Source organism: Janibacter sp. CX7 (assembly GCF_024362365.1).
In the GTDB taxonomy this organism is placed as follows: domain Bacteria; phylum Actinomycetota; class Actinomycetes; order Actinomycetales; family Dermatophilaceae; genus Janibacter.
On the sequence record NZ_CP101464.1, the window covers coordinates 2,239,116 to 2,259,950 of the forward strand.

14 protein-coding genes and 1 pseudogene are annotated in these 20,835 nt (G+C 72.5%); 7 read left to right on the top strand and 8 right to left on the bottom strand.

Annotated elements, in window-relative coordinates; genetic code table 11:
• Positions 1 to 39: 39 nt before the first annotated feature.
• From NMQ01_RS11050 to NMQ01_RS11065, 4 genes and pseudogenes are all read right to left on the bottom strand, one after another.
• Positions 40 to 843: an Eco29kI family restriction endonuclease gene (locus tag NMQ01_RS11050; RefSeq protein WP_255183979.1), complete on the bottom strand. Its 804-nt coding sequence runs from the start codon at positions 841 to 843 to the stop codon at positions 40 to 42.
• A gap of 65 nt (positions 844 to 908) precedes the next feature.
• On the bottom strand, positions 909 to 1,148 hold the full coding sequence (locus tag NMQ01_RS11055) for a hypothetical protein (protein WP_255183980.1): 240 nt from the start codon (positions 1,146 to 1,148) through the stop codon (positions 909 to 911).
• A gap of 62 nt (positions 1,149 to 1,210) precedes the next feature.
• Positions 1,211 to 2,530, bottom strand: coding sequence for a hypothetical protein (locus NMQ01_RS11060; protein WP_255183981.1), 1,320 nt, complete (start codon positions 2,528 to 2,530; stop codon positions 1,211 to 1,213).
• A gap of 123 nt (positions 2,531 to 2,653) precedes the next feature.
• A pseudogene (locus NMQ01_RS11065) lies at positions 2,654 to 3,454 on the bottom strand (CpaF family protein); the annotation flags it as partial.
• Positions 3,455 to 3,649: 195 nt separating this feature from the next.
• Between NMQ01_RS11065 and NMQ01_RS11070 the strand changes: the two are divergent.
• The 6 genes from NMQ01_RS11070 to NMQ01_RS11095 are packed head-to-tail and all read left to right on the top strand — an operon-like array spanning position 3,650 to position 11,841.
• Positions 3,650 to 4,240, top strand: coding sequence for a biotin transporter BioY (locus NMQ01_RS11070; RefSeq protein ID WP_255183982.1), 591 nt, complete (start codon positions 3,650 to 3,652; stop codon positions 4,238 to 4,240).
• Positions 4,227 to 5,204, top strand: a complete 978-nt coding sequence (locus NMQ01_RS11075; RefSeq protein WP_255183983.1) for an AMP-binding protein — start codon at positions 4,227 to 4,229, stop codon at positions 5,202 to 5,204. The genes NMQ01_RS11070 and NMQ01_RS11075 overlap by 14 nt, the downstream gene beginning before the upstream one ends.
• A complete protein-coding gene (locus NMQ01_RS11080; protein WP_255183984.1) occupies positions 5,201 to 6,322 on the top strand; it encodes a thiolase family protein in 1,122 nt (373 codons plus the stop codon). Before NMQ01_RS11075 ends, NMQ01_RS11080 begins: the two co-directional genes overlap by 4 nt.
• Positions 6,316 to 7,005 carry an energy-coupling factor ABC transporter ATP-binding protein gene (locus tag NMQ01_RS11085; protein WP_255183985.1) on the top strand — a complete coding sequence of 230 codons (690 nt, stop codon included), beginning with the start codon at positions 6,316 to 6,318 and terminating at the stop codon, positions 7,003 to 7,005. Before NMQ01_RS11080 ends, NMQ01_RS11085 begins: the two co-directional genes overlap by 7 nt.
• A complete protein-coding gene (locus NMQ01_RS11090; protein WP_255183986.1) occupies positions 7,002 to 7,598 on the top strand; it encodes an energy-coupling factor transporter transmembrane protein EcfT in 597 nt (198 codons plus the stop codon). The genes NMQ01_RS11085 and NMQ01_RS11090 overlap by 4 nt, the downstream gene beginning before the upstream one ends.
• A 52-nt stretch (positions 7,599 to 7,650) precedes the next feature.
• The gene (locus NMQ01_RS11095; RefSeq protein WP_255183987.1) at positions 7,651 to 11,841 is read left to right on the top strand and encodes an FtsK/SpoIIIE domain-containing protein; all 4,191 of its coding nucleotides are present in this window, start codon (positions 7,651 to 7,653) and stop codon (positions 11,839 to 11,841) included.
• Positions 11,842 to 11,885: 44 nt separating this feature from the next.
• Here the strand turns inward: NMQ01_RS11095 and NMQ01_RS11100 are convergent, their stop codons facing one another.
• Both NMQ01_RS11100 and NMQ01_RS11105 read right to left on the bottom strand, forming a co-directional pair.
• Positions 11,886 to 13,589 (bottom strand): amidase, encoded by a 1,704-nt coding sequence (locus tag NMQ01_RS11100; RefSeq protein WP_255183988.1) that lies wholly within the window; start codon positions 13,587 to 13,589, stop codon positions 11,886 to 11,888.
• Positions 13,589 to 13,987: a hypothetical protein gene (locus NMQ01_RS11105; protein ID WP_255183989.1), complete on the bottom strand. Its 399-nt coding sequence runs from the start codon at positions 13,985 to 13,987 to the stop codon at positions 13,589 to 13,591. The genes NMQ01_RS11100 and NMQ01_RS11105 overlap by 1 nt, the downstream gene beginning before the upstream one ends.
• Before the next feature lie 199 nt (positions 13,988 to 14,186).
• On the opposite strand from NMQ01_RS11105, the gene NMQ01_RS11110 reads away from it, so the two are divergent.
• Entirely contained in the window at positions 14,187 to 14,435 is a 249-nt protein-coding gene (locus NMQ01_RS11110; protein ID WP_007925026.1) for a WhiB family transcriptional regulator, read from the top strand.
• A gap of 74 nt (positions 14,436 to 14,509) precedes the next feature.
• Here NMQ01_RS11110 and NMQ01_RS11115 read toward each other — a convergent pair whose 3' ends face one another.
• The gene (locus NMQ01_RS11115) at positions 14,510 to 15,970 is read right to left on the bottom strand and encodes a sensor histidine kinase (RefSeq protein WP_255183990.1); all 1,461 of its coding nucleotides are present in this window, start codon (positions 15,968 to 15,970) and stop codon (positions 14,510 to 14,512) included.
• Between the two features lie 42 nt (positions 15,971 to 16,012).
• Positions 16,013 to 20,797 carry an NAD-glutamate dehydrogenase gene (locus tag NMQ01_RS11120; RefSeq protein ID WP_255183991.1) on the bottom strand — a complete coding sequence of 1,595 codons (4,785 nt, stop codon included), beginning with the start codon at positions 20,795 to 20,797 and terminating at the stop codon, positions 16,013 to 16,015.
• Positions 20,798 to 20,835: the final 38 nt, after the last annotated feature.

Genomic DNA, 20,835 nt, shown 5'->3' on the forward strand with positions numbered 1-20,835 from the left:
CTGCCTGCACACCGTCTCGGGCGTGTCTCTTAGCCACGGTCACCGACGGTCCAGGAACCCGGCTCGCCGACCCGGCCCAGGTCCCGACTCGTACTCGGCGTACGTCACGGGCGAGCGCGGCCTGTTCTTGTACATGATCGCGTAGCCGGGAAGGATCGTGACTCGCCAGCCGACCGGCAGGACGACGGATGGGAAGACCAGGAGTTCGCGCGCCGTCAGATCCGCCGGGATGCGCACGGTCAGACCCTCGTAGTCCGGATGGCCGGACCCGCGTCGGTTGTCGACCCTCTCGAACCGGAACAGGAAGGGCAGGGCGTCCTTCAGGGCGTACAGGTACTCGGTGAGGTCGTACTCGCCTCGCGGGAATCCCAGAACGTCGTCGATTCGGATGGGATGCTCGAGGTCCCAAGGTGGCGGATCCTGGGTGTCTCGCTCACGCCCAGGGTCATGAGGGCCGAAGCCGACTCGGCCGTTCCAGGGGGCGTCGCCAGCGCGACGGCGATGGTCGATGAGCATGGCCTCGGGCGCGACCGCGTGCAGGTCTCGTTCGACGTACGCGCAGACGAAGTACATGTCGCGAATGTCGATGTTGTGTCGGGCACTGATCTTGCGGAAGTGATCAGCGAGCCGATCAGGCAGGGAACGGTCTGCCTTCCCGACGTACATCACTCGCCGCACGCCGTCTGAGCCCTCCTGCAGTAGCTCGTAGACGCCGGGCAGCCGTTCGAGCTGGTCGAGGGAAGCAGGCGTCAGGGGCGCGGGCTCCAACTCGGCGAGAAGGTCGGAGAGTTGATCCGTCATGGCCTTCGTGAACGAGAGCACGAAGTGGGCGGACGCTGGCACCCGTCGACACTAAGGGAGTCGACTACCGAGTTCCGGGAGGCTGGCCCACGCTGTCCGAACCGGGGTCACTGCAAGTCGAAGGTCTCACGCAACCTCGCCACGAGTTGGGCCGCCATGTCGCGGTCCAGTTGGATCGTCTGGCTGACCTTCGGCTCGGACTCGCGACCGTCGGAACCGTAGGTGCTGAGTTGGAAGAGCGATGCTCCGTGCGGGCCGACGATGACCTGCCAGCGGCAGTCAACCTCCGTAGGATGCGGCCTGCTGGTCGATCGGGCGTCGCGAGTGAGACTTCTGACAAGGGCCATGCCCGGACGATATCCGTCACTCTTCGCCCAGGTATCGAAGTCGAGCCAGCGTCGGGCGACGCTCAGAGGTCCTTCAGGTCTGCAAGCAAGAACTCAACGGTGCCGTTGATTCGCTTCGCAAGGTCGCTGTGCGTGTACTGCGAGCTCGCGTTCAATGCGGAGATCTTGCCGCCCAGGCCGTATTGCCCCCGTCGGTGATGGGCGCCGATGCCTTGGAAGACCGGCGGGACCATCTTGACCATGCGTACGTCGGTCCACCCTGCGGTCACGAACCATCCAGAAGGCACCGGGAAGAAATGGTCGAAGGCCTCGAGAGCTGTGGGGATCTCAGCGGCCGGGATGCCGGAGTACGAGGACATCCACTCGAACTCCTTGTCTTTCCTGTCCTCGAGGTAGAACCCGCCCCAGCCCCACAGGAACTGCTGCCAGAACGTTGCATAGCGGCGGAAGTTGGGCTGCTCGCGGAGCCAGTCCATTCCCTGCTGGAACGACGCGGGGAGGCTGTGGTAGGTCAGACCACGGACGATGAGCTTGCCGTCCTCCGAGACGAGCGACGGCGGACCCTCTGGATGGGCGATCGCGTAGTCGACGGCGGCCTGGAGGATCGAGAGGCGTGCCCTGTGCTCGAAGTACATGCATGCCTGCAGGACGGCATGCTCGCCGTCCCTCATAGCGGCTTGAACGCTCGTGCTGGGGGTCGTCGGGGTGTGCGGGTCGAAGGTGCCGCCATCGACCTCAAGCCCGTACCCGAGAGTGAGCTTGGGGTGGTTCATGTAGGCCTCGTAGAGCATCGCCAGCGACTCTTCGGGCGTCCGCGCGAAGAAGGTGCCGTTGTTGATGAGTCGGTAGTAAGTCTTGGCCTCCCTAGCGCCATCCGAACCAGACTTGGCTCGCTCGAGGATCAACTTCACGAGCTTGCGCTCGACGCCGTAGGAGTGTCGCCACAGGCCGATGAGTCCCGGGTCTACGAAGGACCCGAACCCCTGCGCCTCGAAGTGAGCGGGCGCGCTCGAGAAGTCGTCGAAGCAGACAACGTCGAGGCCGAGTGGCCCCATGCGCGTAGGGGCTGTCTCGCGGTCGTCCCACCTGGTGTGGAAGAAGGCTCCTCGCTCGAGCTCGAGATACGTCATCCAACCGACGACCTTGAAGAGATCGGTGTAGCCCCACTTGCCACCTTTCACCTCGACTAGCCGCCGCACCACTTCGTCGGGCGCGTAGTCGGTCGCGAAGATGTCGAGCTCGAGGAGGTCAGCCGGATCGGCCTCGACGATCTGCTTCTCAACGAAGTGCCCTGACGCCTGGAACAGCGCAGCGATGTAGTCCTCGAGCTCGTCGCCCGAGCCCGGGATATCCGGCAGGCTCACACCCTTACCGTCGGTCATTTCCCCGCCCCTTCTGTGGTCGCATGACCGTACCTGGAAGTCGGGACAGGCGCCCTGCGCTTTACGCTGCGGACTGACCCTCGAACGCAGGATTCATGGTGCGAGAACTGGACATGTGTGTCTGCGCAGCGCCTCCTTGACGAGGCGGCGCAGCGGCACCTCGCCCAGGCCCTCGAGGTTGGACTGGCGGCACTGCATCGACACGACGTCACGCAGCGGGATCTTCAGCTCGAAGACCTCTTCGCAGGTCACGACCCGCTCCCGCGGCGGGATCGCCGCGGACAGGCAGTTGAGGAGCGTGGTCTTGCCAGCCTGTGTTCCTCCCGCGACGAGGACGTTGAGCCCCGAGGCCACGGCGGCCTGCAAGAAGGTCGCCGCCTCCTTGGTCAGCGTGCCCAGCCGCACGAGGTCGTCGAGGTGGTCGGCCTTGACGACGAACTTGCGGATGTTGACGACCCAGTGCTCCCGGGTGATGTCGGGGATGACGACGTGCAGCCGCGAGCCGTCGGGCAGCGTTGCGTCGACGAAGGGAGAGGACAGGTCGATCCGTCGCCCCGAGGACTTGAGCATCTTCTCCACGAGGTCGCGGACCTCGTCGGAGGTCAGCACCGTCGAGGTCAGCTCGGCAACACCATTGCGCGCGACGAAAACCTGGCTCGGGCTGTTGATCCAGATCTCCTCGACCTGGGGGTCGTCGAAGTAGCGCTGCAGCGGCCCGAAGCCGGCGACCGTGTCGAGCACGGACTTGACCGCGTCCTCGAGGTTGCCGAGCATCGGCAGCCCACCGAGGGTGCTGCGCTCGTCGTAGTCGGAGACGGCGGCGCGCACGAGGTCGGCGACCTCGGCCGTCTCGCGGATCGGGTCGAGGCCGGATCGGCGGATGAGCTCGCGGACCTCGGTCTCGACCGTCTTGACAGCGTCCATCGGCTGATCCCCCCTTCGTCGTGTGGCGTCGTGCTCGCGGACCTCCCCGGTCCACTGGGCCACGACGGTACTGAATTGAGCGCGATCCGCATCTCGAGAATCCACAGGCCACACGACCCGCCTGCTGAACGGCGTTCGAATGCGGTCCCGAACCGTGCCATGATCGGCGCCGAACCCCCGACCGAGAGGCCCACCGTGTCCACCCAGCGCTCCACCGGCCGTGATCTGGCGCAGGTCGCCGTCTTCGCCGGCATCATCGCCGTCCTCGGGCTGATCCCGGCCATCGCCCCCTTCGGCAATGCCGTCCCGATCACCGCGCAGTCGCTGGGCATCATGCTCGCCGGCGCGATCCTCGGCGCCCGCCGCGGCGTGCTGGCCGTCCTCGTCCTGCTCGCCCTCGTCGCGCTCGGCCTGCCGCTGCTCGCCGGCGGGCGCGGCGGACTGGCGGTCTTCGCCGGGCCGAGCGTCGGCTACCTGATCGGCTGGCCGATCGCGGCGTGGGCGGTCGGTGCGATGACCCAGGCGATGGGCACGCCCTATCGCACCGCCGTCGGCATCGGGATCAACGTCCTCGGCGGCGTCCTCCTGCTCAACCTCCTCGGCGTCATCGGCATGGTCCTGCGCGCCGACCTGTCCGTGAGCGCCGCACTCGTCGCCGCGGCCCCCTTCGTCCCGGGTGACCTCGCCAAGGCCGTCATCGCCGCCGTCGTGGCGAAGGGGGTGCACGCGGCCTACCCGGGTCTGATCCGCGCCCGACGCACGGCCCGAGAGGATGCCCTCGTCTGAGGTCCACGTCCTGGCCGCGGAGGACCCGGTCGCGGCCTTCGTCGAGGCCGACCGGCAGGCGCGGCTCGTCGCCCTGCCGACCTCCGGCACGTCCGGTCGCCCCCGGACCGTCGTGCGGACGACGGCGTCGTGGACCGGCTCCTTCGCCTCGGTCGCCGGGCTCACCGGCACCACCGCCGCGAGCCGGGTGTGGGTGCCCGGCCCGGTCACCGCGACGATGAACCTCTTCGCCACCGTCCACGCCCGCTGGGCCGGCGCGCGCCTCGCCCCGAGCCTCGCCGAGGCGACCCATGCGCACCTGACGCCGACCTCCCTTCGTCGGCTGCTGGCGGACGGGGCCGACCTCGACGGCCGCACCCTCGTCGTCGCCGGTGACCGGGTCGACGAGGCGACCGCCGCCGCGGTGACGGCCGCGGGTGGGCGGCTGCACCACTACTACGGGGCGGCGGAGCTGTCCTTCGTCGCGTGGGGCGAGCACGCGGGCGACCTGCGGCCCTTCCCCGGCGTCGACGTGCAGGCACGCGACGGCGAGCTGTGGGTCCGCTCCCCCTATGTCAGCGCCGGCTACCTCGAGCGGGGCCACGAGCTGAGGCACGAAGGGGATTGGGTCACCGTCGGCGACCGCGGCGAGGTCGTCGACGGTCGCGTCGTCGTGCACGGACGCGCTGGCGGGATCACGACGGCCGGCGCGACCGTGCGGGTCGCCGACATCGAGGGCGTGCTGCGTCCCCTCGCGCACGGTGACGTGGTCGTCGTCGGGCTGCCGCACCCCGACCTCGGTGAGGTCGTCGCCGCCGCCGTGACCGATGCTGGTGACGTGCAGCGCCTCACCTCCCTCGCCCGCGAGCACCTCGCGCCCGCCCAGCGGCCCCGCCGCTGGCTGCACCTCGACCCGCTCCCCCGCACCCGGCACGACAAGGTCGACCGCGACGCCGTCCGCGAGGCCCTGGAGGCGACCCGATGAGCTCTCCCGTGATCGTCGCCGCGGCCCGCTCAGCCATCGGCACCGCCGGGCGCTCGCTCGCCGGGGTCACCGCCGACCAGCTCGCCGGCCCCGTCCTCGCCGCGACCCTCGCCCGCTCCGGCCTGGCACCGGATGACGTCAGCGACGTCGTGCTCGGCAACTGCATGGGCCCCGGCGGTGACGTGGCCCGCTCCGCGTCGCTGGCGGCCGGGCTGCCCGTCACCGTCCCCGCGCTCACCGTCGACCGGCAGTGCGCGAGCGGCCTGGCCGCGATCGACGTCGCCGCCTCGCTCGTGCGCGGGGGCGCCAGCGCCGTGCTCGCGGGCGGCGTGGAGTCGGTGAGCACGGCCCCGTGGCGGCACTGGCCGCCCGTCGACGGTGCCGATCTGGTGCGCTACGAACGGGCCCCCTTCGCGCCGGCGGGGTGGGACGACCCCGAGATGGGTGTAGCCAACGACCTGCTCGCGCAGGAGGCCGGCGTCACCCGCGAGCGCCAGGACGAGTACGCGGCCCGGTCGCACGCGCGGGCCGTGGCCGCCCGGGATGCGGGTGCCTTCGACGCGGAGGTCGTCGCCGTCGCCGGCGTGACCCGCGACGACCGGCCCAAGCCGACGCTCACGGTCGACAAGCTGGCGCGGCTGCGGCCGGCCTTCCGCGACGAAGGGAGCGTGACCGCCGGCAACTCCTGCGGCATCAGCGACGGCGCCGCCGCCGTCGCGGTCGTCGACGCGGCGACGCACGAGCGGCTGGGCGTGCCGGGGCTGCGCATCCTCGCCACGGCGACGGCCGGCGTCGAGCCGAACCGCCCCGGCCGCGGGCTCGTCCCCGCCACGCGGATCGCGCTGCAGCGCAGCGGGATCGGGCTCGACGACCTCGACGCCATCGAGATCAACGAGGCCTTCGCCGGGCAGGTGCTGGCGTGCTGCGACGAGCTGGGCGTCGACCCCCTTCGCGTGTGTGCCGAGGGTGGGGCGCTGGCGCTGGGCCACCCGTGGGGAGCCTCCGGGGCCATGCTCGTCGTGCGGCTCTTCCACCAGCTGGCCCCCGGCGAACTCGGCCTCGCGGCGATCGCCGCCGGCGGCGGGCAGGGAGTGGCGATGGTGGTGCAGGCATGCTGATCGACGTGCGCGACGTGACGCACGGCTTCGACGGGGGCGCGCCGGTGCTCCGCGACGTGACCGTGCGGCTGACCGAGCAGCGGGTCGGGGTCATCGGGGCCAACGGGTCGGGCAAGTCGACCTTCGCCCGGATGCTCAACGGACTCGTCGTGCCCGAGCAGGGCACGGTGACGCTCGACGGTCTCGACACCGCGCGGCAGGGCAAGGAGGTGCGGCGGCGGGTCGGCTTCTGCTTCACCGACCCCGACGCGCAGATCGTCATGCCGACCGTCGCCGAGGACGTCGCCTTCTCCCTCCGACGAAGGGGGCTGACCCGCACCGAGGTCGACGCCCGGGTCGAGGCGGCCCTGGCCGCCCACGGCCTCGCCGGTCGCGGCGACCACCCGGCGCACCTGCTGAGCGGCGGGCAGAAGCAGCTGCTCGCCCTGGCGGCCGTGCTCGTCACCGAGCCCGACCTGCTCGTCATGGACGAGCCGACGACGCTGCTCGACATCCGCAACGCGCGGCGGGTCGCCGAGGTCGTGCGGGGCCTGCCCCAGCAGGTCGTCCTCGTGACCCACCACCTCGACCTGCTCGCTGACTTCGACCGGGTGCTCGTCTTCGACCGCAGCCGGCTCGTGCACGACGGCACTCCCGCCGACGCGATCGCCCACTACCTCGGGCTCATGGACGACGACCGGTGATCGGGCTCTACCGCGAGGGCGACTCTCTCCTGCACCGGCTGCCGGCCGGGGCGAAGCTCCTCGCGCTGCTGCTCGTGGGTGTGGCCTCCCCCTTCGTCCGCTCGCCGCTGGTCACCGGCGGCGCGCTGCTCGTCGTGCTGGCCGGCTACGCCGTGGCGCGGATGCCGGTGCGGGTGCTGCTGCAGATGCTGCGGCCGCTGCTGCTCGTCATGGTGCCGCTGGCGGTCTTCCAGACGGTCGTGGCGGGGTGGCAGCGAGCGGTCGTCATCGTCGGGGTGCTCGTCGCGCTCGTGCTGCTCGCCAACCTCGTGACGCTGACGACGCGCACGAGCGAGCTCATCGACGTCGTCGTGCGGGCGAGCGGCCCGCTGCGGCGGGTCGGGGTCAACCCCGAGCGGGTGGGCCTGATGCTGCAGCTGGCGATCCGCGCCGTGCCGCAGGTCATCGACCTGGGGCGGCGCGTGCGCGAGGCGCAGCACGCGCGGGGTCTGGCTGCCAGCCCACGCGCCTTCGCCGTGCCGCTCATCGTCGGCGCGCTGCGGCGAGCGGATGCGATGGGTGATGCGCTGGCCGCGCGGGGCCTCGACGACTGAGCCTGTGGACAACTCTCGGCGGCGCTGACCCGGATCGCCCTACGGTGCCGTCATGCAGCTGCGGATGACGATCATCGACACCGGCAGCGGGGGGCCCGAGACGATCGACGTGCGCGCCGAGGCGCACCACACGCTCGGCGACCTGCTCGCCGCGACCGGGCACGCCGCCGCGACCGCCAGCGTCCGCGGCGAGGCCCTCGTCCCGGACGCTCCCCTCGGACTACCGCCCCTGCTCGACGGGGCCGAGCTCATCGTCGGCGCCGCGGATCCCGCTGCGGCAGAGGCGAGCCGGTCCCCCCTTCGCCTGGTGTCGGTGAGCGGACCCGACGCCGGACGCACCCTGGAGCTCACGCCCGGTCGGCACACCATCGGCCGGGGCGATGCCGCGACGATGCGGGTCGCCGACGACGCCCTCTCCCGGGAGCACGTCGAGCTGACCGTCGACCGCGACGGCGTCCACGTCCGCGACCTCGGCACGACCAACGGCACCTCCGTCGACGACGCCCCCTTGCCCACCGACGGCGCCCGCGTCCGCTCCGGCAGCCGGGTGGTCGCCGGGCACACGACCTTCGCCGTCGAGGCCCACCGCCCCCGACCCGCCAGACGCACCCCGAGCGGCGACGGGACCCTCGCGGTCAACCCCACGCCGCACCTGCCCCAGCCGACGGCACCCGCGACCATCCGGGTCCCGCCCGAGCCGACCGCGGCGGCGCGCCGCCGCATCCCGTGGCTCATGGTGCTGCTGCCGCTGCCCTTCGCCGGGCTGCTCGCGGTCTTCTTCGGGCCGCGGATGCTGCTCTTCGGCCTGCTCTCACCGCTGCTCGTCCTCGGCTCCACCCTGTCCGACCGCACGACCTCGCGACGCGAGCACCGCGAGGCCCACGCCCAGTGGGTCCGCGACCGGGCCGCCACGGGAGAGCGGCTCGCCGCCGCCCTGCGCGCCGAACGACACCATCGTCTGCGGTCGGCACCCGACGCGTCGGCGCTGCTCGACGCGGCCCGCGGGGACTCGGCACGCCTGTGGGAGAGGCGCCCCCAGCACGACGAGCACCTGTGCCTGCGGCTCGGCCTCGGCGCCCTGCCCGCGACGATCGAGGTCGAGCACCGTGCCGGTGCCCGCGAGCACCCCGTGCTCGACGACGTGCCCCTGTGCGTCGACCTCGCCGAGGTCGGCGTGCTCGGCATCGCCGGCCCGCGGGCCACCCGCGACCGGCTCGCCCGGCACCTGCTCGGCCAGCTCACCACGCTCCACTCGCACCACGACGTGCAGGTGAGCGTCGTCGGGGACGACGACGGGTGGTGGTCCCCCTTCGCCGGGCTGGTCCACCTGCGGGCCCACGACGACGTGCCCGGGTCGGCACGCGTCGCCACCGGCCGCGAGTCCGGGGCCGCGCTGCTCGCCGGCCTGGCCCACGTCGCCGCCGAACGTGCCGCCACCGCACCCGAGCGCCGTCGCGAGGGCGACCCGGTGCCCGTGGCCCACGTCGTCGTGGTCGACGGTGTCGGTGACCGGCGCACCGACCCCGGCCTGCGCACGATCATGAGCGAAGGGGGTCCCGCCCGCGTCCTCGTCATCGCCCTCGCCGACACCCTCGACCAGCTGCCGCACGAGGCCCGCGCTGTCGCCGCCCTCGACGGCGACCGGGTGCGGCTGCTCGTCGCCGGTCAGGAGGCGGCGAGCGGTGTCGTCGACGGCACCGGTGATGCGTGGGCACGGCGCCTCGCCGCGGCCCTGACCCCGCTGCGCGACGCCACCCCCGACGCGCAGGGCGGGGCGCTGCCCGGCGGCGCACGGCTCGTCGACCTGCTCGACCTCTCCCCCGACGACGCGGATGCGATTCGAGACAGGTGGCACGGACCCTTCGAGACGGCCGCGGGTGGCCTCCTCAGGGAACGAAGTGTGGATCTCGAGGTCACCGTCGGGGCGGCGGGCGACGGGGACTTCCGCATCGACCTGCGGCGCGACGGGCCGCACGCGCTCGTCGCGGGCACGACCGGATCGGGCAAGTCCGAGTTCCTCCAGAGCTGGGTCGCCTCCCTCGCGGCGCACCTGTCGCCGCAGGAGATGACCTTCGTCCTCGTCGATTACAAGGGCGGGGCGGCCTTCGCCGAGTGCGCGCGGCTGCCGCACACGGTCGGCATGCTCACCGACCTCGACCCGGCCGCGGCCGAACGCGCCCTGACCAGCCTCGACGCCGAGCTGACCCGCCGCGAGCACGTCCTCGCCGCGTCGGGGGCCAAGGACATCGACGACCACCGCGGCGACCCGCTGCCCCGGCTGATGATCGTCATCGACGAGTTCCGCATGCTCGCCGAGGAGCAGCCTGACGTCATGGCCCACCTCATGCGCATCGCCGCCGTCGGCCGCTCGCTCGGCGTGCACCTCGTACTCGCGACCCAGCGACCCGGCGGCATCGTCTCCGCGGACATCAAGGCCAACGTCAACCTGCGCATCGCGCTGCGCGTGCGCGACCGCGCCGACAGCGACGACGTCATCGGCTGCCCCGACGCGGCCGAGATCCCCGAGACGGCCCCCGGCCGGGCTCTGGCGAGCACCGGCGGCGGTCCGCCGCGCGCCTTCCAGACGGGCCGGGTCGCCGGGCACGCCGCCGGTGTCGGCGGGGCGCTGCTCGTGCGCCGCCCCGGCGAGGCCTGGCCCACGCCGCCCGTCGTCGACGACCTCGGGCCGACCGACCTGCAGCGTCTCGTGCGCACGATGACCCGGGTGGCGCAGTCGCTGGCCATCCCGGCACCCCACCGACCCTGGCTGCCACCGCTGCCGGAGGCCATCGACGCGGCGCGGCTGCCCGACGACGAGGTGACGGGGGCTCCCTTCGGCCTCGTGGACCTGCCGGCGCAGCAGCGCCAGTCACCGCTGGAGTGGGCGACCACCGACGGTCACTGGATGCTCGTCGGCGGTCCCGGCTCCGGTCGGACCACGGCCCTCGCCTCGCTCGTCACCGCTGCCACGCAACGGTGGTCGGCGGACCGGCTGCAGGTGCAGGTCGTCGGTGACGGGTCCGCGCGGCTGGCCGGGCTGTCCGCCTTGCCGCACGTCGGGAGCATCGTCGACGGGGAGGAGGCGACAGTCGTAGGCCGCTTCCTCGAGCGCCTCGAGTCCGACCTCTCGGCGCGGCGAGCAGCGTTGCGGGCCAGCGGTCACCCGACCCTCGACGCGTGGTGGGCCACCCACGAGCGCGAAGGGGGTCCGCCTCCCCCGCCGCACCTGCTCCTGGCGATCGACGGCTGGGGCCGGGTGACGCGGCCGCGGGGCTCGCTCGACCTTGGTGAGACGGCCGAGACCCTCGAGACGCTCATGCGCGACGGCGTCGCCCTCGGGCTGCGCGTCGTCGTCGCAGGTGGCCGCGAGCTGCTGTCCGGCCGGGTCTCCTCCCTCGTCGGCACCCGCCTCGTGCTGCACCTGAGCGACCGGGGCGATGCCGCCCTGGCCGGACTCACCCGCAACGAGGTCTCGGACCGGCTCGTCCCCGGTCGGGCTCGGCTCCAGCCGGGCGGCGACCTCGTGCAGGTGGCGCTGCCGTCACTTGCCCCCTCTGGAGGGGGCGAAGCGGCCGCACCCCCGTGGGTCGTCGAGGAGCTGCCCGGGTCGGTGCCGCTCGACGTGCTGCCCGCAGCGGCGCGGGAGCGGATCCCGCTCGGGCTCGGCGGCTCCGGTCGCGACCCGGTGGTGTGGCGCACCGACGGCGCGCGGCGGTTCCTCGTCTGCGGCCCGCCGCGCAGCGGTCGATCGACGGCGCTGTCACTGCTCGCCCGCCAGGTGGTCGCCTCCGGGCAGCCACTCGTCGTCATCGGCTCGGGGGCGATCGCCGACGGGCTCGACTGCCCGGTCCTCGGTGCGGATGACCGGGACGAGCTGATCGCCCTGCGCCAGCAGCACCCCGACCTCGCGGTCATCGCCGACGACCTCGACCGGCTCGAGGGCGCACCCGTCGCCGACGTGCTCAAGGAGATCCTGCGTCGTCTCGACGCCGACCGCGGGCTGGTCATCGGCGCGACGGCCACCCAGACGGCCGTCGGCCAGGTGCGCGGGCTGGTCTCCGACCTCGCGCGCACCCGCACCGGCCTGCTCCTCCAGCCGTCGGCCCGGTCAGACGGCGACGCGCTCGGCCTGCGGGTCCCGCCCCTGCCGCGCGTGGCCGGTCGGGGATACCTCGTCGTCGACGGGCCAGCGGATGAGGTGCAGGTCGCGCTTCCGCGGGTCGAGGTAACAGCGACCGGATAGACGGTCGGGGATACCTCGACCCACTCAGCCGGGGGCCGGCGCGCTCACTCCAGCCGCGGCGTGCGCGGGGGCTCGGTGCGCCGCTGACCCGTTGACTCGAAGGCCGCAGCGATCGTCAGCAGGCGGTTGTCGTCCCAGCCGCGACCGGCGAAGGTCAGCCCGATCGGCATGCCGATGTCGCTCATCGTGCCCATCGGCACGGTGACCGTCGGGATCCCGAGGTGACGGGGCACGAGGTTGCCGTTGGCCACCCACACGCCATTGCGCCACGCGAGGTCTGCCGACTCCTCACGCACGTCCGCGTCGGCCGGCCCGACGTCGGCGACCGCCGGGAAGATCACCGCGTCGAGCCCGAGCTCGTCCATCCACTCCTCGAGGTCGACCCGGCGGGTCTCCTCGAGGCCGCGCAGACCCCCTTCGAGCAGGGGCAGGTTCGTGACCTCCTCGACGACGCCGACCTCGCGCGCCCGGGTGACGTAGTCGGCAAGGTCGAAGTCGAGCTCGCCGTACCGGTCGGGCAGCGCACCCGCCGGGTGCGGGAAGATCCGCGGGCCGTCGACGTCGGCGAGCCGGTGCAGCGCGGGGTCGCCGTTGGCCCGCAGGAAGGTCTCCCACCCCCACATCGACAGCTCCCAGATCTCCTCCTCGAGATAGCCCTCCGGCAGCAGCCCACGCGTCGCGATCGTCGGCGCACCGGCACGGTCGCCGTCGTAGTTGGACACCACGGGGAAGTCGGTCTCGGCGACCTCCGCCCCCGCCGCCTCGAGATCCGCCCTCGCCGCCGCGAAGAGCTCCAGCGAGCTCGGTCGCGGCACGATCCGCTCGCCGATCGGCCCGCCGAAGCCGACGCCGGTGCCCGCCTCCTCGTCGGTGCCGAGGTACATCCGCGGCACGCCGAGCCGCAGCCCACGCAGCGGCGCGGCACCATCCGCGGCGAGCGCCCGATAGGACGCCGGCCGCACCCGCGAGGCCGCGGGCACCTCGACCCACGGCTGGGTCCGCCACAGGTCACCCGTGGTGTCCGGGTCGTCTGCGACGACGACGTCGAGCACCTCGAGCAGGTCGGCCATCGTGCGCGTGTGCGGCACGACGACGTCCATCGACGGCACGAGCGGCCAGTTGCCCCGCACCGAGATCACGCCCCGCGAGGGGGTGTAGGCGCACAGCGCGTTGTTGCTCGCCGGCGCCCGACCCGAGGACCACGTCTCCTCCCCGAGGCCGAAGGCCGCGAAGCTCGCCGCCGTCGCCGTGCCGGAGCCGTTGGAGCTGCCGGAGCCGAAGGCCGCGGTGAGGTAGTCGCCGTTGTAGGGGCTCTCGGCCCGCCCGTAGACCCCGCGCTGCATGCCGCCGTTGGCCATGGGCGGCATGTTGGTGAGCCCGATGAGCACGGCACCGGCGCCGCGCAGCCGCTCGATGGTGAAGGCATCGCGTTGCGCAACGAGGTCGGCGAAGGCCGGCGACCCACTGGCACAGGTGAGCCCGGTGGCGAGGTAGGAGTCCTTGGCCGTGTAGGGGATGCCGTCGAGCGGGCCGAGGGTCTCCCCCTTCGCCCGGCGGGCATCGCTGGCGCGGGCATCGTCGAGGGCCGCGGGGTTGGGCACGACGACGGCGTTGAGCCGTGGGCCGGCGGAGTCGTAGGCCTCGATGCGGGCCAGGTAGGCGCGGACCAGCTCCTCGCTCGTCGTCTCCCCCGACTCCAGCGCAGCACGAAGGGAGGCGATGCTCGCCTCGACGACGTCGAAGCCCATCACGCCACCCCGTCCGGCAGGTGCGGCGAGGGCGCCATGAGCGCCGCGACGGCCCCGGCGAGCGCCAGGGCCGCGAGCCCGAGGCCGAACCACAGGCCGTTGGTCTGGGCCAGGGTCCAGGCGGCGGGCAGGAGCAGGACGTTCCACACGATCGTCGGGCTGCGGGGCCACAGCGCGCCCTTGACCCATGCCCCGGCGAGGACGGCGAGCAGGATCGCGAAGATGATCGCGACGACCATCGACATCGACGCGGTGCTCGGGTCCTCGGCCCGCCCGTCGGCCAGCTCGAGCCCGTAGATCGCGGCCGTCGCGAGGAGCAGGAGGGCCTCGACGGCGCTCACCGCGGCGGCGGCGAGGGCAGGTGGTGTGGGGCGCGAAGGGGGGTTGCTCGGGGTCACGTCCTGCAGCGTAGGTGACCCAACACACGCCGTGCGGGAACAAAGCTGTCGTCCCACACTGTTGGCATACGCCGCAGTAGCGTGAACAATGATGTGTGTTTTGGGTCGTGGACGCCCCCGGCGGGCATGACCCAACGTCGGCCCCGGCCAGCAACACACAGCGTGCACGACCTCCCCGACGACAAGGAGCACCACCCCCATGGATTGGCGCGACCGCGCAGCGTGTCTCGACGAAGATCCCGAGCTCTTCTTCCCCATCGGCAACACCGGCCCAGCGATCGCGCAGATCGAAGAGGCCAAGAAGGTGTGCCGCCGGTGCGAGGTCGTCGACACCTGCCTGAAGTGGGCCATCGAGTCCGGCCAGGACGCCGGCGTCTGGGGTGGCCTCTCCGAGGACGAGCGCCGCGCGCTCAAGCGTCGCAAGGCCCGCGCCCGCCGCGCCGGCTGACGTCCACCCCCTGACCGCGCCGTCTCCGAGCACCCGCTCGGGGGCGGTTTCGTCATGTCCGCGACGGTGCCAGGTCAGCCGTCGACCGGCCGCAGCCGCGCGCTGAAGCGCACCCGGGTGCCGCGGGGCTCGGCATCGTCCCAGCGAATCTGCCCGCCGAGGTCGTGGACCATCGAGGTGACGATGCGCGTGCCCAGGCCCGCCTTGCTCGGGCGAAATCCCGTCGGCAGACCCTGCCCGTCGTCGACGACGGTGACCCGCAGGATATCGACGTCGCCCTCGGTGCTGCGCTCGGCCTCGACCGAGACCGTTCCGCCCTCGGGCACCCCGTGCTCGACGGCGTTCTGGATCAGCTCGCTGAGGATCAGCCCGACGGCCGTCGCGTCCTCGGCCCGCATCATCCCGAAGGACCCCGCGAAGCGGGAGTCGATCGCCCCCGTCGTGCGCGCCACCTCGACGATCGCACGCAGACCGCGCACCGCGACGTCGTCGAAGTCCAGCGCCTCGGCGAATCCGGTGCTCAGCGCCTCGTAGATCATGGCGATCACCCCGACCCGACGGACCGCCTCGTCCAGGGCCGTGCGGGCGACCCCGTCGGGCACCCGTCGCGACTGCATCCGCAGCAGGGCGGCGACGGTCTGCAGGTTGTTCTTGACCCGGTGGTGGATCTCCCGGATCGTCTGGTCCTTGGTCATCAGCTCGTCGCCGCGCCGCCGCAGCTCGGAGACGTCGCGCGCGAGGACGATCGCGCCGTGCCGCTCGCGGCCGTGCATGAGCGGCACCGCCCGCAGCGCGAGCGCAGCGCCGTTGGCGGCGAGATCGGAGCGCCACGCGGCCCGACCCATGGCGACGAGGGCCAGCCCCTCGTCGAGCTGCCCCGGCTGCCCGGCGACACCGCTGATCACCTGGAGCAGGACCTCGCCCTCGATCGGGCCCTGGTGACCGAGCTTGCGGATCGCGCTGAGCGCATTGGGCGAGGCGTAGTGCACGACACCCGCGACGTCGAGCCGCATGACGCCGTCACCGACGCGGGGTGCGCCCCGGCGGGCACCGCTCGGTGACCCGGTCGTCGGCCACGTGCCCTCGGCGACCATGAGGAAGAGCTCGTCGCTCATGTGACCGTAGCTCTCCTCGAGGCGCGTCTGCGGCCGACCGCTGTCGAGCTGGTCGTGCACGCTGAGCACGCCGATCATGCGACCGGCCCGACGCACCGGGCGAGCCCGCTCGTGGAGCAGGTCCTGCCCGCGCTCGCGCACGTGCTCGCTCTGCCCGTCGCGCACCGCCCGGCTCACGAGGTCCCCGAAGACCGCCGCCTCACCCTGGCCGACGATGTCCTCGACGAAGACCATCGGGCCGGTCATGGGGCGGGTGTGCGCGGCGGCGACCCACCCCTCCTCGCGCGGGAGCCACAGCACGAGGTCGCTGAAGGACAGGTCGGCGAGCAGGTGCCAGTCCTCGACGAGCAGGTGGAGCCACTCGGTGTCCGCAGCCTCGAGGCCGGGGGTGGTCCGCAGGAAGTCCGACAGTGTCCGCACGTCGCGATCCTAGTGACGTGCGGACACTGCCGGACCGGGTGATCAGCGGGTGACCGAGCGCAGAGTGCGCAGCGCGACCGAGAGCGCGGCGACCCCCGGCGAGGGCAGCTGGCGGATCCCGGCGAGCTGGGTCTGCACGCGCTCGACGGCCTCGTCGTGCTCGCGCGACCACTCCGCGAGCCGGGCCGAGGCGTCGCCGCCCTCACGCTCGAGCACGGCACTCGTCAGCGACTGGAGGGTCGCGTAGAGGTCGTCGCGCAGGGCGCCGCGGGCCATGGCATCCCACTGCTCATCACGGGGCAGGCGGGTGACCATGATGAGCAGCTCGTCGATGCCGAAGGTCTCGGAGACCTGGTAGTAGGTCTCGGCGACCTCGAGCAGCTCGCGGCCGCTCTCGTGCGCCATGTCGACGATGTCGAGCACGGAGTAGAGGTCGAGCAGGATCGCGGTGCGCCGGGCGAGGTCGCTCGGCACGCCCGCGTCGACGAGGTCCTGCGTCTTGCGCCCGAGACGCTCCGCCTGGGAGCCGCGCAGCAGGTCGGGGATCTGCGGCGCCAGCGTCGAGACCGGCTCGCCGAAGCGCTCGATCTCGCCGGTCACGTCGAGCTTGCCCGCGCGGTTGGCGAGGAACCACCGCACCGCGCGGTCCATGAGCCGGCGCAGCTCGAGGTAGAGCCGGGTCTGGGTCTGCGTCGGCACGACGTTGTCGAGCGCCTCGACTCGGGCGACGAAGTCGTCGAGGCCGAAGATCTGCCGGGCCACGAGGAAGGCTCGCGCCACCTGCGCTGACGTCGCGCTCGTCTCCTCGACGGCCCGCTGGACGAAGGTGATGCCGCCCCGGTTGACGAGGTCGTTGGCGACGGCGGTCGTCACGATCTCCCGACGAAGGGGGTGTGCCTGCAGCTCGTCGTGGAAGCGCTCGCGCAGCGGCGTCGGGAAGTAGTCCGTCAGCTGTCGCTCGGTCGCCGGGTCGTCGGGCAGGTCGGAGTCGAGCAGGTCGGACTTGAGCGCCAGCTTCGAGTAGGCGAGCAGGACCGACAGCTCCGGCGAGGACAGGCCCTGACCGGCGTCGAGGCGGTCGTGCACCTCGGAGCTGCTCGGGAGGAACTCCAGCCCGCGGTCGAGCTCGCCCCGCTCGGTGAGGGACTCCATGAGCCGCTCGTGGACGACGAGCATGTCGCCGTGCTGGGCGCGGGCATTGCCGAGCAGCACGTTCTGCTCGTAGTTGTCGCGCAGGACCTGGTCGGCGACCTCGTCGGTCATCGACGCGAGCAGCTCGACGCGGGCGTCCTCGTCGAGGGAGCCGCGGCGGATCGCCTCGCCGAGCAGGATCTTGATGTTGACCTCGTGGTCGGAGGTGTCGACGCCGGCGGAGTTGTCGACGGCGTCGGTGTTGACGCGCACGCCCGCCCCGGCCGCCTCGATCCGGCCGCGCTGGGTGGCACCCAGGTTGCCCCCTTCGCCGATGACGCGGGCACGGACCTGCCCTCCGTCGACGCGGATGGCGTCGTTGGCCCGGTCCCCCACCTCGGTGTGGGACTCGTCGGCGGCCTTGACATAGGTGCCGATGCCGCCGTTCCACAGCAGGTCGACGGGCGCCTGGAGGATGAGGTGGATCAGCTCGGTGGGCGTCATCGACGTCGCCCCGTCGAGTCCGAGCGCGGCCGCTGCCTGCTCGCTCACGGGGATCGCCTTCGCGCTGCGCGACCAGACCCCGCCGCCCTCGCTGATCAGGGAGCGGTCGTAGTCGTCCCACGTGCTGCGCGGCAGGTCGAAGAGCCGGCGGCGCTCGGCGAAGGAGGCTGCCGCGTCGGGCTGCGGGTCGATGAAGACGTGCAGGTGGTTGAAGGCAGCGACGAGGCGGATGTGCTCGGACAGCAGCATGCCGTTGCCGAAGACGTCGCCGCTCATGTCGCCGATGCCGACGACGGTGAAGTCCTCGGTCTGGGTGTCGTGGCCGAGCTCGCGGAAGTGCCGCTTGACCGACTCCCACGCGCCGCGGGCGGTGATGCCCATGCCCTTGTGGTCGTAGCCGACCGAGCCGCCGGAGGCGAAGGCGTCGTCGAGCCAGAAGCCGTACTCACGGGCGATCGAGTTGGCCAGGTCGGAGAAGGTCGCCGTGCCCTTGTCGGCGGCGACGACGAGGTAGGAGTCGTCACCGTCGTGCCGCACGACCCGCTCGGGCGGCACGATCGCGCCGTCGACGCGGTTGTCGGTCACGTCGAGCAGGCCGGAGATGAAGGCCCGGTAGGCCGAGCGGCCCGCCTCCATCCACGCCTCGCGGTCGACCGACGGGTCGGGCAGCTGCTTGCCGAAGAAGCCGCCCTTGCTGCCCGTCGGGACGATGACGGCATTCTTGACCATCTGCGCCTTGACGAGGCCGAGGACCTCGGTGCGGAAGTCGTCGCGCCGGTCGCTCCAGCGCAGGCCGCCGCGGGCCACCGCGCCGAAGCGCAGGTGGACGCCCTCGACCTGCGGGCTGTGCACCCAGATCTCGAAGGCCGGGTGCGGCTTGGGCATGTCGGGCACGCGGGCCGGCTCGAGCTTGAGCGAGATCCGCGGCAGCGGCTCCCCCTGCGCGTCCCGGACGAAGTAGCTCGTGCGCAGCGTCGCAGCCATGACGCCGACGAAGGCCCGGATGATCCGGTCGTGCTCGAGGGAGGTGACCTCCTCGAGCGCGTCGTGGATGCGCTGGGTCACCTCGGCCTCGGCAGCGGTCCGCTCGTCGTCGGCGAGGCCGCCGAAGCGCTCGGGGTCGAAGCGGGTCTCGAAGAGCTCGACGAGGTCGCGGGCGATCTCGTGGTTGTCGACGAGCGCGGCCTCGAGGCTGGTCTGCCCCCAGCTGCCGCCGGCCTGGCGCAGGTAGCGGCCGATGGCGCGCAGCAGCGCGACCTGCCGCCAGGTGAGCCCGGCGCGGATGACGAGCGCGTTGAAGCCGTCGGACTCGGTGCGCCCGGCGCGCACGGCGATGACCGTGGACTCGACGAGCTCGCGCAGGTCCTCGTGGCTGCGCGACTCCCACAGGGCGGCGTCGGGTACCCGCAGGCTCATGTCGTAGACGCCTGCGGTGACCCCGTCGGCCCGGGTGAGCGTGTAGGGCTCCTCCTCGATGACCTTGGTGCCGAGGTCACGGAAGATCGGCATGAGGTCGTCGAGGATCAGCTCGTCGAGGCTGAAGAGCTTGATCCGGCGGATGCGCGGGTCCTCGCCGCCGCCGTGGCCGCGACGGGGGTCGTAGAGAGCACAGGCGAAGGGGGTGTCCGTACCGAGGCGGACGAGGTTCTTCAGGTCCGCCACGGCCTGGGCGGCGTCGAAGTCGTCCTCGTAGTCGACGGGGAATCCGCCGGCCCACGGGGCGATGAGCTCGCCCGCGACCTCGGACCCGACGAGCTCGTCGGCGCGACGCACGAGGCGCTCCTCCCACGTCAGGGTCGCGTCGGCGACCGCACGCTCGAGGTGGCGCTGGGCCTCGCCGATGGGCATGTGGACGCCCTGCGAGCCGCGCAGGATGTAGTAGAGCCGGGCCATCGGCTCCTCGGAGACGTGCGCGGTGAAGCTGACCTCGTCGGCGCCCGTCGCCTCGCGCAGCTCGTCCTCGACGCGGTGCCGCACCGTCGTCGTGTAGCGGTCGCGGGGCAGGTAGATGATCGCGGAGACGAACTGCCCGCCGGTGTCGAGACGCAGGAAGGTCGCCGTGCGCATCCGGTGGACCATCTTGAGGATCGAGGTGACGACCTGGCTGAGGTGGTCGACCGGCGCCTGGAAGAGCTCGTCGCGGGGGAAGGTCTCGAAGAGGCGCATCGCGAAGGCGCCCGAGTGGCTGTCGCGGGCCCAGCCGGAGTCGGCGAGGATCTGCTGCACCTTGTCGGAGATGAGCGGGATCGTCAGCACCGAGCTCGTGTAGGCGGTGGACGCGAAGAGCCCGGCGAGACGGCGCTCGACGAGCCGGCCCTCGGCGTCGCGGAAGCGCACGGCGATGAGGTCGGGGTGGGCCACGCGGTGCACCGGCAGCACGGCGTGCGACTTGCCGATCGCCAGGCAGTCGACGTCCTCGCCGCCTCCCCCGAGCGGCGTGATCGCCTCGGCGGTCGTGTCCTCGCGCAGCACGCCCAGTCCGCTGCCGGCCATGGGAGTGATCTCGCCGCCGTCGACGGTGTGGTCGCGCGAGCCGATGAAGGTGAAGTGGTCGTCGACGAGCCAGCGCAGGAACTCTGCGGCCGCGGTCTGCGACTCGCTGCTGCCGACGCCGCGCCCCTCGTCGAGCGCGGTCACGAGCTCCCCCACCGCCGCCGACATCTGGTCCCAGTCGTCGACCGCGGCGGCGACCGCGTCGACGACCTCGGAGACGCGGTCCTCGACGATCGCCATGTCGCAGCGGTCGGCGAGCTCGATGCGGATCCACGACTCGTCGTGCAGGTCGGCGTCGGGGTGCGGCGTGCGCGGGTCGGCGTCGAGCACCTCGACGAGCCGACCGTCGGCGTCGCGGCGGACGACGAAGAGCGGGTGGATGAGCAGGGAGACCCCGATGCCCTCGGCCCCGAGCTCACCGAGGACCGAGTCGACGAGGAAGGGCCGGTCCGAGGTCACGATGTGCAGCACGCCGTCGGCAGCCCGGACGATCGACTCGCCCGGCGCCCGCGTCGCCGCCACCTCACGATGGCTGGTGGCCATCGCCACCAGGTCGTCGGCGGAGCGGCCACTCAGGGCCGTCGCGTCGACATGTCGCAGGTACCGCTCGACGAAGGGGGCGTCGTCACCGGCCGCGGTGGCGGCGTCGGCGAGCACTCCCTCGAGGTCGGTGGCGGGGTGGGCAGGCAGCTGTGCCATGGGTGGGCGTCCTCGGTCGCATCGTCACGTGTCGCGGG